Below are 12,903 nucleotides of genomic sequence, written 5' to 3'. Positions count from 1 at the left end.
ATCTAGGACAATATTATTTTAATAAAGTAAACATATTTTTGTATAAAAAAACAAAGTATATATTTGTTTTATATACTTTGTTTTGAACTAAATGTATTATATATTCACAATTGCTTCTCTTTTAATAATTCTTTCGTATAGCTCTTCTGATAATTTCAAGAAGTTATCAGGCATATCTTTCCCTTTAAACTTCTTCTGAAGCGTTCCATATAAACCTATATCACGTAAACGTAAAAATAGTGGCAACGATTCATACCAACTATCCGCCAGCCTGTGCTCATACTCATATCCTTTTCGTAACACTTGTAACTGTTTACGAGCAAAATCTGTCTTCTCTTCCGCTGTCCACGGTGTAAATAGAACAGAGTAATAAAGAACCATCGCTAAATCATGTATAAAGTAATTATAAGCTGCATCATCAAAATCAAAGATTGTTAACTCTTTACCATCATAATGAAAATTACCTGGATGAATATCCCCGTGCATAAGGCCGAACGTTTCTCTTTCAATTGAAAGAGCCTTTATCTCATCCATTAATACCGCAGCGATTTTTTTCACTTGATCATCTTCTAGTTCATTAACAATCCCACTCTCGTCTTCTTCCCACGTATCACGATAGTCTGTTTTAGGATATTCCATTGTAAGGCGATGCAGTTGCCCAATCGCTTTTCCCCATGCTTCAAAGAGAGGCTCGCCCCAATAAGGCGATTCCTCTCCTTTTACTTGCTCACCTTTTGCATATGTAAATAAGGAAGCGAAAAAGAAAGTTTCATCCTCTGCTCCAATTTCTTCTACAAGATTTTGAGACGTTGAATAAAGAGGTCCTGCTACCTTTGCCCCGTTCTCCGCAACATATCGTAAAAAATCTAGTTCGGCCTCTACCTCTTTTTTGGAGCGATGAGAAGAGTGAGTTAAACGCAATACGTAATCTTCGCCACGATCACCCTTTGCCTTAAAAATATAATTTTCAAAATCTCCAAGTGGCTTTTCTTCCACTGTTACATGAAACAAACTCGCTGCTCTTTTTAAAATCTCTTTTGTAAAAACACGTTCTACAGCTATTTCCATATGTATCCCTCCTATATATCTTCTTAATTCGACACAAATGTTAGAAGTACTGCTATGAAATTGAATAATGCACAAAAGACAATGTAACGTAACCTTCAATCCTCTTTTTTTAAAATAATTCAAGCATAAATTTCTCACAAACGACAAAAATTAACAGAAACAATTGCACTTTAAGAGAGGTGGAAATTATGACAGAGCAAAAAGAACAACAAGAGAGTAAAAACCAAAAGCATATGTTTCCATCACTTCCGGAGAACATTAATTACATTGAAAATAAACTTTCTCATTCTGATGATATAAAAAAATTAGATCTCCCTTTTCAAAACGGAAAAGGAGCAATCTTATATATCGAATCTTTAGCAGATCCAAATCTAATTCATCAGTTAGTCCTTGAGCCATTATTAACGCGATCAGATTTATCTTTAGATAAAGCTTTTTCTACGTTAAATATGAAAAAAGAAACGAATTTAAATTATGGGATACAACTTTTATTACAAGGTAAATCCTTATATTTTCATGAACACGTCGACAGTTTTTGTATTTTCGAAACAACCTTATCTTTAAAGAGAGATATAGCAGAGCCTGATAATGAAGGAGTTGTGCGCGGTCCACATACTGGTTTTGTAGAGGATCTAGCAACTAATTTAACCTCTATTCGTAAACTCATTAAGAGTCCAAATTTAGTTGTTAAGTATTTTACACTCGGTGAAGAAATGCACACGAAAGTGGCAATTACTTATATGCAAAATATAGCGAATGACGATTTAGTTATAGAAGTGAAAAGAAGATTGGAAACCATTAAAACGGATGCACTTATGCCACCAGGATACATACAAGAATTTATAGAGGATACGTCTTTCTCCCCATTTCCGCAGCAATTAAATACAGAGCGTCCAGATAGAACTGTTGCTAATTTAATGGAAGGGCGTGTTGCTATTTTATCTGATGGAGATCCAACAGCGCTCATCGTTCCTGTTACGTTATTTGCTTTCTATCAATCACCAGATGATTATAATAACCGTTGGATTGTCGGTTCTTTCGTCCGAATGATTCGCTTAGTAAGTTTTTTAATTGCCTTTCTCTTACCAGCTTTATATATTGCAACTGTTGCTTTTCATCCTGATGTGTTACCGCTCGAACTTGTGTATACGATTAAAGCTTCATTAGAGAAAGTACCGCTTCCTCCTATTTTTGAAGCTCTCTTAATGGAGTTAATTTTCGAGTTATTACGAGAAGCTGGTATTCGCTTGCCGAGCCGCGTTGGACAAACAATCGGTATTGTAGGTGGTTTAGTAATTGGGGATGCAATTGTAAAAGCTGGACTCGTTTCTTACACAATGATCATCGTTGTAGCTTTAACTGCAATCTCATCTTTTCTCGTTCCATCAAACGATATGAGTTCAGCAGTTCGGATTCTTCGTTTTCCATTAATGCTCCTTGCTGCCATATTCGGATATGTAGGAATATCATTCGGTCTCATTATAACTTTCGTTCACTTATGTCAGCTTCATTCATTTCATACACCATATCTTTCTCCTGTTGCCCCGATGCGGATTAAAGATATGAAAGATTCTTTCATAAGACTACCAATTTGGTCATTTTGGGAAAGACCACATGATCCAAAACCGAAAAAAATGCAGCGCCAACATGTAACGAGAGAGGATGAGGACGGTGACAAACACGCAAAGTAAAATTTCACTTGTTCAATTTACCTTTTTCGTTATTCAATGCCAAATTGGGGTCGGTATACTATCTCTACCTAACCGGCTTCATCCGATAGCAAAAGGTGGTGGTTGGATTTCTGCGCTCATCGCGGGGCTTGCCATTCAACTTATTATTTTACTTATGTGGCTTTTCTTAAAACGATTTCCTGATGCAGATATGTATAAAAGTGTTTGTATGCTATTTGGTAATAAGTTAGGAAAACTATTGGGCTTTTCTTATGTTTTTTATTTTACCCTTATCGGTATGACGGTTATGTTAAATGCTTGTAACGTCATTAAAGTGTGGGTTTTACACGCAACTCCGTGGTCTGCAATTCTCATATTATGTACAGTAGCTTGTTGTTATGTAGCTTATAACACATTTAAAGTCATCGTACGATTTTATGTCATGGCCTCTATTCTCATTATTCCAATGGCTCTTTTAATTGCCCTAGGGCTTTCACGAGCTGATTTCTCTTATATTTTTCCTATTACAGAAGCCGGATGGTGGAATATAATTCAAGCATCCAAGGAAACAATTACAGCCATGTATGGTTTTGAAATTATTCTTATCGCTTTCCCAAAAGTAAATGGGAGTTCTATTGCAAAACTGAAGGCCATTTCTATCGCCAATGGATTTGTAACTCTTTTTTATACTTTTACCGTTTGGATTTGCTTTATCGTATTTAGTCCAAAGCAAATTGAGCTTATTCCAGAGCCAGTTGCTTACTTATTACGCTCCTTGCATATTGGAATTATAGATCGAACGGACCTAATCTTCATCCCAATTTGGATGATAACAGTTGTCGCTTCTATTGCTAGTTATTACTGCGCTGCTTCAATCGGAATTGGACATATATTCAACCTTGCTAATCATAAAAAGGCTGTTCCAATCGTTGGTATTATTGCTTTTAGTGTAGCCTTATTTATAGATACACCTGAAGAATTAAAAGTAATTTCAACTTTCACTGATAAGTTCACCTATATTTTCATCGTTGTCCTCCCTCTTTTATTTCTACTTTATTCAATAATAAGAAAGAAGAAAGGAGAACAGTATGTTCCCAAAAAGAGTTAAATTACTTTTAATATTATGTACTAGTTCCCTCCTTTCTGGCTGTTGGGATCAAGAACCATTAAGGGAGGCAAGTTTAGCTTATAGCGTTGGAGCTGATATTACGGAAGAGAATAAACTCCAGCAAACAATCGAGCTCGTAAAAAGTTCAAGCGGAGAGCAATCTTCATTTGAGAATGAAATATATTCAGCAACCGGGCATAACATAATGGATACAGGCGATGCCCTAAAAAAAAATGTGACTGGGAATATTCGCTATTTTAAATATGGTGTTCAATTACTCGGAACCAAAATTCTAAAAAAGGGTATACTCCCCTATTTAGATGTCAGCTTTCGAGATCCAACAAACCCAACTGCTTTAGTAAAACTTATTGCAGTAGATGGTGAAACATCGGAGATACTCGAAAAAAAGAAAATAGGAAATTTACTAATTGGAGATTTTCTAAAGAAAAAAGTGAAAAGCTTAGAAGATATGAGTGTATTTCCAAAAGAAACTTTAGAAACAGCTGCTACAAAAATGTTAGATCCCGGTAAAGACTTTACCCTTCCTTCTATAAAAATAAGAGGAAAAGAAGTAGTTACAAACGGGTTAGCTTTATTTAACAATGATAAATTAACTGGGCATTTACCTTTGCAACAATCTGTTTTATTCGTGTTATTAACCGGAAAAATGGGAACAAGTGCCCGTATAACCCAAAAACTGACTAGTGATGAATCTGAGAAGACATCTGATTATTTAACAATGGAAATTAGTAATCGAAAATTAAAACGCGACTTAAAAATAACAACAGATAAAAAAGGAAATGTTTATGCTCACATTAAGCTCCAATTAAAAGTTATAGCACTTGAATCTCCAAGAGATAATATGTATACAATGGACGATAGAGAAAAACTAAATAAAGAACTTTCTAAACAACTCACGAAAGAAGCGAAAAAAATAACACGAAAACTACAAAAAGCAAATTGTGATGCTTTCGGTATTGGAAGACATCTTATCGCTTATCATCCTAACTTATGGAAGAAAAAAAATTGGAATAAAGATTATGCAAAAGTAAAATTCAAACCTGAAGTAGAAGTAAGCATTTTGTATAGTGGTGTCTTAAAATAAAAAGGTTGTATGCCGCTCGGGCATACAACCTTTTTATTTCGTATATCGATACACAATTGATTCATATGGTCTTAAGTTAAGTTTTGCAATATCCTTGCTGGCATCTTTATAATTCGACAGTAGTACTTCTTGTTTCATTCCATCTAACTGAATGTGCGCTGGTACTGAATACGTTATTTCTTCTCCATAGAAGTTATTTATAACAAGTAGTACTTCACTTTCTGTAGTACGAGTATATGCCCAAATTTTAGGATCATTTTTATCCAAAATAGCATATTCTCCTTCTGTAATTACATCATACGTTTTTCTAAGCTCTATTAACTTTTTATAATGATAAAATACGGACTCTTTATCTTCTAATGCCTTCTCTACGTTTATTTCTTTAAAATTTTCAGCCGCTGAAATCCAAGGTGTACTTGTTGTAAAACCACTGTTCATCTCTTCATTCCACTGCATCGGAGTGCGAGAGTTGTCACGAGATTTTTGCTTTAAAATCCCTATAATCTCTTCTTTTGATAGCCCTTCTTTTAGCTTTATATCGTATATATTTAACGATTCTACATCACGATATTGCTCGATGGACTCAAATTTAGGATTCGTCATACCGATTTCTTCCCCTTGATAAATATAAGGCGTTCCTTGCAGCATGTGCATGGCTGTCGCTAACATTTTTGCAGATTCGTTTCGGTACTTTCCATCATCACCAAAGCGTGACACGATGCGAGGCTGGTCATGATTACACCAAAATAACGCATTCCATCCTCCGCCCTTTTGCATTTCAATTTGCCAGTTAGACATAATCTCTTTTAATTTAATAAAATCAAACTCTGCTTTCGTCCACTTATCACCATTCGGATAATCTACTTTTAAATGATGGAAACTAAACGTCATGCTTAATTCATTACGCTCAGGATTAGAATATTTAATACAATTATCAATTGTCGTAGATGACATTTCTCCAACTGTAATGACATCTTTTCCTGCAAAAACATTTCGGTTCATCTCTTGTAAATATTCATGAACACGCGGGCCATCTGTATAATACTTGCGTCCATCACTTGTCGCAGTACTACCTTCATCGTTTAAAAAACATTGGTCTTTTGAAATTAAGTTAATGACATCTAATCGGAATCCCGTTACCCCTTTATCCAGCCAAAAGCGCATCATATCATATACTTCTTCACGCAGTTTTTCATTTTCCCAATTTAAATCAGCTTGTGTTTCATCAAATAGATGTAAATAATATTGCTCCGTCTTCTCATCATATTTCCAAGCAGATCCACCAAACTTAGACTGCCAATTATTTTTTTCATCACGCCAAATATAGTAATTACGATATGGACTATTTTTATCTTCCTTCGCTTCTTTAAACCACTTATGTTCAGTCGAACTATGATTTACAACAATATCAAGCATAATTTCAATGTTACGTACTTTCGCTTCTGCTAAAAGTTCTTCAAACTCTTCCATCGTTCCGTAAGATGGATCAATGCTGTAATAATCACTTACATCATATCCATTATCATTTTGTGGTGATTGGTATATCGGTGTTAACCAAATATAATCCACTCCGAGTTCTTTTAAATAATCTAGTTTCTCTGTAACCCCTTTTATATCACCGGTTTCTCTATTGTAATAACTATTAAAGCTCTTCGGATAAATTTGATAGACTACACTTTTATGCCAATCCTTCATGTTTAACTTCCTCCTACTTCTGTTTCACTCTTTTTGCAAATAACCATGTTAAAGTAAATGGGATTACAACTGCAATAATCATTCCGACAATAAACATTGGAATCGATTTCGGAATGATAGAAATAAATGCTGGCAATCCCCCAATTCCGATAGCAGGTGCTAATACACCATTTAATGTAATGAATATCGCTGCCACAGCAGACCCTATAATCGCTGCATAAAACGGGAACTTATTTCGTAAATTCACACCAAACATCGCTGGTTCTGTAATACCGAAGTATGCTGAAATGGCTGATGTTGATGCCATACTTTTATCATTTTGATTTTTAGAAATCCAGAACATCGCAAGTGCCGCACTACCTTGCGCAATGTTAGAAAGAGCAATCATTGGCCAAATAAATGTACCGCCATGTTGTGCAATCAATTGTAAATCAATTGCAATAAACATATGATGCATACCTGTAATTACAAGCGGTGCATATAACGCTCCAAATAATACTGCTCCAACTACTGGTACTGTTTCATATACACCTACTAATCCTACTGTTAATAAATCTCCAATATGACGTGTAACCGGACCAATAATTCCTAATGCTAACACACCTGTCACAACGATTGTTGTAATTGGTACAACTAATAATTGAATTGCATTTGGTACATGTTTCTTTAAGAAAATTTCTACTTTACTTAACACAAATGCAGCTACTAAAACCGGCAAGATTTGACCTTGATACCCTACCTTTTCAATTTGGAACAGTCCTAAAATATCGAAGTACTCAATCTTTTGTCCGTCTAAACCAGTCGCTGCTTTTCCATAGTCCCAAGCGTTTAATAAGGCCGGGTGCACAAGCATTAGTCCCATAACAATCCCTAGTATTGGACTACCACCAAAACGCTTCGTGGCTGACCAACCGACAAGTGCTGGTAAGAATACGAATGCTGTATTGGCCATCATATTAATTAAATCCCAAAGCCCGCCTAAGTTCGGATAAACATCTAATAAATTTTTCCCATCAAAAAATAAGTCCTTTGCGCCTAATAGATTGTTAATACCCATTAGTAAACCAGCTGTTACGATCGCTGGTAATATCGGCATAAATACATCCGAAAATATTTTTACAAACTTTTGAGCTGGATTTAACTTCTGATTTCCAGAGTCTTTTACGTCAGCTACAGTCGATTCTTTCATACCTGCAAGCGTTATCAATTCAGCGTAAACACGATCTACATCCCCTGGACCAATTACAACTTGAAATATACCAGCGTTATGAAACGCTCCTTTCACTAATGAAACAGACTGTAATTTATCATTATCTATTTTACTTTCATCTTTTAAAGCGATACGGAGCCTCGTCACACAATGTGCAGCTTGTTCAATATTGTCTTTCCCACCAATATACTGCAACACTTCCTCTGCTGTTTTACGATAGTCTTTCCCCATATTCCCGTCCCTCTTTTCTTTTTTTGATACCGTTTACAATTACATATTAACTCGTATATATAAGTTAGTCAACACTCGTATATACGAGTTTGTGTTTTTTTTATAAAAAAAGAGATGAAACAATATTTTGTTCCACCTCTTTACTTCCTGCGTGCCACATCCGAAAAGTGAAAAATATCTAAACGGTGGCGTGATTCTGTATATTCAAACTGACTTCCATCATACAAATGTGTAAAGTTTTTCACAACGACAACATAGTCTGTTCCATTTAAATCTAAATACTTTCTGTCATCCTCTGTACATGGCTGTACTTCAATTACCCTCTGCGAATAACTAATATGTAGCCCAAGCTCTTTCTCGATGTATTTATAAATCGATGCAGTTGCAATTTCTTTCGTTAATCCTGGAATAAACTCAGATACAAAATGATTTATATCTAAAATTACTTTTTCTCCATCAATATTTCGTACACGTTTAATATGATCAATCTCTGTTTTTTCTTTTACATTTAATAATTTTGCAATTTCTTTTGTGGCTTTTTCTTTGTCCATTTCCACAACTTCCGTAATACAATGACGTCCCAAACGTTCATTTTCTTCTTGGAAACTTACAATACCGCCAAAATTAAATTCAATATTTTTTCGCTTTAAAACAAAAACACCTTTTCCATGAATTTTTTGCACATATCCACGCTCTTGCAGTAAATCTACAGCTTTTCTCACCGTGCCTCGGCTTGCCTCATACTGCTTCATTAATTCTGTTTCTGATGGGATTTTGCATCCCTCTTTTAATTGTTTATTATCAATAGATTTACTGATTTCTGTATAAATTTGTTCATACTTACTCATCATCTACAATAGCCCCTTGTCACCTTCTAATTCTATATGTATTATAACATGCTTCACTCTTCTGCCAATCTCTCACTTATTTTCCAGTACAAGAAAAATATAGGTAAATATTTAATCTTTAAAACGTATTTTTATAAAAATTTTTATATTTTTCTTTTCATTCAAAAAAACATGTAGTATACTAACTTCAAAATCAGAGGAGAAAGGGAGCAAAGAACTATGCTTACTTATACAACAACTGTAGTTACATTTGCACAAAAACATCATCATCATACGTAACCCTTGAAACCTAGCGGAAAAATTACGCGTAGGTACAAGGGTTATTCCCGTTGTACCTACGCTTTGGCAAAAGAGCCATGTAGGTATTTTTTTATCTACATGGCTCTTTTTTTATTGTCAAAAAGCTAGTAAAAAATGATGTTTAAGCAAAACTTACTACAAAGGAGTTAACAAAAATGGAAACGAAAAAATGGGGATTATGGGTTTTAACAGCATTTGTTATCGGGAATATGGTTGGCGGTGGCGTATTTATGCTTCCAGCAAATTTAGCACAAGTATCAGGTCCAATGGGTTCTACACTCGCATGGAGTATTACAGGCCTTGGCGTATTTATGATTGCACTTGTATTTGGAAATTTAGCGATTCGTAAACCAGAATTAAAAGCTGGACCACAAAGCTATGCTCAAGCGATGTTTCCTTCAAAAAAAGCTGGTAAAGTTGCAGGATATAGTATGGCATGGGGATATTGGGCTGCTAACTGGGCTGCAACAGCATCTGTTATTATTTCCTTTGCTGGATATTTATCAACATTCTTTCCAGTTTTACAAAGTAAGCAAATTCTTTTTTCAATAAATGGATTTTCACTGGAGCTCGGAAAAGGATTAACTTTCCTCGTATGTAGCCTTATGCTGTGGGGAATTCAATATATTCTTTCGCAAAATATTGATCGAGCTGGAAATATGAATCTACTTGCTACTATTGCAAAAATTATCGGATTTACAATGTTTATTGTAATTACATTGTTCATTTTCAACGCCTCTAATTTCGGAGACGGTCAAACCTTTATGAATGAAGCAGGACAATCAATCTCATTAGGTGGCCAAATCAATTCAGCTGCTATTGCAACACTCTGGGCATTTATCGGTATTGAATCAGCAGTTATGCTTTCTAATCGTGCAAAATCACAGCGCGATGTAAAAAAAGCTACGATTTTCGGATTAATTATCGCTCTTCTTATTTACATGTCAATTACTTTACTTACAATGGGAGCTCTTCCGCAAGATGCTTTAAAGGAGTCTCAAAAACCATTAGTAGACGCATTAAATTTAGCAATTGGAAATAAAGGTGCATATATAATGGCTTTACTCGCTCTTATATCTTTATTTGGATCTACAGTTGGCTGGATTGTTGTTAGTTCAGAAGTACCTTACCAGGCAGCAAAAAATGGACTTTTCCCTAAGTTTTTCGGGAAAACAAATAAAAAAGGTAGTCCTTCAAAATCACTATTGATTACAAATATAATGACGCAAATTTTCTTATTTTCAACGATTTCTGGTACTGTTTCAGAAGCGTATAGTTTCGCTATCGTCGTAGCAACATTAGCCTATTTAATTCCATACCTTGTTTCTACCTTGTACCAATTAAAATTAGTTATTACAGGAGAAACGTATGATATACTGCCCGGATCTCGAGTAAAAGATGGAATCATTACGACATTAGCGTTGGTATACTCTATTTGGGTTATCAAAACGGGAACTGCTGATTTAAAAACATTCTTCTTAGGAATTGGATTGTTCGTATTAGGTCTTATTCTTTATCCAGTACTAATGAAAGACTCTCAAAAAACGGATTAAATAAAGAGAAGCTGCTGGCTTCTCTTTTTTATTAAAAATCTGTAATTAACTTTTCTTTTAGCTCTCCTACAGATAAAGGTTTCGCATAATAAAATCCCTGTACATAATCACAGCTCATTGATTGTAACAAACTCTCTTGCTCTACTGTTTCTACTCCTTCAGCAACTACTGCTAAATTTAAACTATGAGCAATTTCAATAACGGATTTTACAATCGTTCGTTCTGGTTGTGCGTGATCATAATGAAATTCACGAATAAAATTACGATCAATTTTTACAATATCCAGTGGTAGTTGTTTTAAATAATATAAGGAAGAATAGCCAGTTCCGAAATCATCCAAAGCAATTAAAACACCCATATTTCTTAATTCTTGTAATGTAGCAATAATATAATCAAAATGGCGGACTGCTATGCTTTCCGTTATTTCTAATATTAAACGGTTCGGAGGAAAACCAGTTCTCTTTAAAATGCTACGTACAGAGAAAATAAAACGTTTCTGCATTAATTGTTGTATAGATAAATTCACTGATAACTTTAGTCCTTCTTGATAATTGGGCAATGTTTTAAACAATCGGCACGATTTTTCTAATACCCAGTCTCCTAGCTTTATAATAAGTCCAGACTCTTCAGCTACCGGGATAAATTCGTTTGGTGAAATAGGTCCGTCTTCTGTCATACAGCGTACTAGAGCTTCTATACCAGAATATCTCTTCGTTTTCAAATCAATAATAGGCTGCAATACTACATCTAACTCTTCATCACGAATTGCCTTTTGCAAAGCAAACTCAACTTTCATTCTACGATTTATTTTCGCGCGTAGCTCATCTGTAAAGAAACATGCAGCATTTCTCCCCTGTTCTTTTGCACTATACATAGCTAAGTCGGAGTTTTTCAATAATGTTTCCACGTCTTGTCCGTCTTGTGGATAAGAACAAAGTCCTAGACTAGCTGAAATATATACTTCATGGCCTTCAAGAATAAATGGTGCCTGGAAACATGACAACACAGATGTCGCTAACTGCCTCATATCATCTTGTCTATGATTTTTTGTTAACAGCACAAATTCGTCGCCACCTAGCCTAGCCAGAACATCTTTCTCTCCTAGTACATAATGCAACCTTGAAGCGACTTCGCTTAAAAGTAAGTCCCCTATCATATGACCTAACGTATCATTTACTAATTTAAAACGGTCCAAATCAAAGTAAATCATACCAAATTCTTTTTTATCTGCAATCAATTTATTAACGGTCGTTATTAATTGCAAACGGTTTGGCAAACTCGTTAAAGCATCATGATAGGCAAGTTCCCTATAACGACTTTCACTTAGCCGCAACCTCTGTTCCGCTTCTTTTCTACTACTAATATCATTTCGTATTGCGATAAACTGGTAAGGCTCTCCTTTTTCATTTAAAAATGGAACAATTGTTGTTTTGACCCAATAATATGTACCATCTTTTGCTCGATTCCGAATCTCACCTGTCCATACTTTCCCATTCAAAATACGTTTCCATAAGTTTTGAAAAAAGGTTTTCGGATGATGACCTGAATTTAAAATACGGTGATCTTTTCCAATTAATTCTTCTCTTTTGTATTTAGAGATTTCACAAAATTTATCATTTACATATGTAATAAGACCTTTTCGATCTGTAATTGCAACAATTGAAGACTCATCTAATGCTAACTTTAAATCTCGCAACGAAGAGTCATATAATGCATGACCTCTCTGTTCTAGCATGCGCATCTCTCCTTGCTTCTATCTGACTAAAACACAACCTGTTTCTCTTCATAGAAATAGAGATATTTCATTTTCTAATACTAGCCCTTTACATAAATTATCTTTTTAAATAAACCGATTAAAATAACATAATATTATTTGTAATAAAAAGCAATATTATACCGTTTCAATTATAACTGGTAGCTTCCCATATCTCTAATTACTTCGCGCCTTATTATACCGCAATCCTTTTAAGTAGCTCTATGCAAGCCTTGTTTCCAACTAATACCACTCATATCTGATCTCTTTGTTTTTAATAACGAAATAGAAATTAGATCATACTACATAACTATTCACAAATAATAATATGAAAATCTACATTAATGTGCATGTTTTTGAAT

The 12,903-nt window shown here is 34.7% G+C and carries 9 protein-coding genes; 4 read left to right on the top strand and 5 right to left on the bottom strand.

Annotation, left to right across the window (positions count from 1 at the left end; translation table 11 throughout):
* Window positions 1–96: 96 nt before the first annotated feature.
* Entirely contained in the window at window positions 97–1,068 is a 972-nt protein-coding gene (locus ABWK52_RS21630; protein WP_065704889.1) for a phosphotransferase enzyme family protein, read from the bottom strand.
* Window positions 1,069–1,256: 188 nt separating this feature from the next.
* Here ABWK52_RS21630 and gerKA point away from each other — a divergent pair, with 188 nt between their 5' ends.
* From gerKA to ABWK52_RS21615, 3 genes are read left to right on the top strand one after another with little or no spacing between them, the layout of a single operon-like run.
* On the top strand, window positions 1,257–2,759 hold the full coding sequence (gerKA, locus tag ABWK52_RS21625; RefSeq protein WP_000139248.1) for a spore germination protein GerKA: 1,503 nt from the start codon (window positions 1,257–1,259) through the stop codon (window positions 2,757–2,759).
* A complete protein-coding gene (locus tag ABWK52_RS21620; protein ID WP_000185796.1) occupies window positions 2,740–3,846 on the top strand; it encodes a GerAB/ArcD/ProY family transporter in 1,107 nt (368 codons plus the stop codon). Before gerKA ends, ABWK52_RS21620 begins: the two co-directional genes overlap by 20 nt.
* Window positions 3,827–4,951, top strand: a complete 1,125-nt coding sequence (locus tag ABWK52_RS21615; RefSeq protein WP_000484129.1) for a Ger(x)C family spore germination protein — start codon at window positions 3,827–3,829, stop codon at window positions 4,949–4,951. Before ABWK52_RS21620 ends, ABWK52_RS21615 begins: the two co-directional genes overlap by 20 nt.
* A 33-nt stretch (window positions 4,952–4,984) precedes the next feature.
* On the opposite strand, the gene treC is transcribed toward ABWK52_RS21615, so the two are convergent.
* From treC to treR, 3 genes are all read right to left on the bottom strand, one after another.
* Entirely contained in the window at window positions 4,985–6,646 is a 1,662-nt protein-coding gene (gene treC, locus ABWK52_RS21610) for an alpha,alpha-phosphotrehalase (protein ID WP_098541034.1), read from the bottom strand.
* Between the two features lie 13 nt (window positions 6,647–6,659).
* On the bottom strand, window positions 6,660–8,087 hold the full coding sequence (treP, locus tag ABWK52_RS21605) for a PTS system trehalose-specific EIIBC component (RefSeq protein ID WP_000513940.1): 1,428 nt from the start codon (window positions 8,085–8,087) through the stop codon (window positions 6,660–6,662).
* 140 nt (window positions 8,088–8,227) lie between these two features.
* Complete coding sequence (gene treR, locus ABWK52_RS21600; RefSeq protein WP_000987242.1) at window positions 8,228–8,938, bottom strand: trehalose operon repressor; 711 nt, start codon at window positions 8,936–8,938, stop codon at window positions 8,228–8,230.
* A 452-nt stretch (window positions 8,939–9,390) separates the two neighbouring features.
* Here treR and ABWK52_RS21595 point away from each other — a divergent pair, with 452 nt between their 5' ends.
* The gene (locus tag ABWK52_RS21595) at window positions 9,391–10,788 is read left to right on the top strand and encodes an amino acid permease (protein ID WP_000448444.1); all 1,398 of its coding nucleotides are present in this window, start codon (window positions 9,391–9,393) and stop codon (window positions 10,786–10,788) included.
* Between the two features lie 31 nt (window positions 10,789–10,819).
* Here ABWK52_RS21595 and ABWK52_RS21590 read toward each other — a convergent pair whose 3' ends face one another.
* Complete coding sequence (locus ABWK52_RS21590; RefSeq protein ID WP_000893350.1) at window positions 10,820–12,523, bottom strand: putative bifunctional diguanylate cyclase/phosphodiesterase; 1,704 nt, start codon at window positions 12,521–12,523, stop codon at window positions 10,820–10,822.
* Window positions 12,524–12,903 lie beyond the last annotated feature (380 nt).

Source organism: Bacillus sp. AP50 (assembly GCF_040492675.1).
GTDB classification, from domain to species: Bacteria; Bacillota; Bacilli; order Bacillales; family Bacillaceae_G; genus Bacillus_A; species Bacillus_A cereus.
This window is presented reverse-complemented; position numbering and strand designations above follow the sequence as displayed.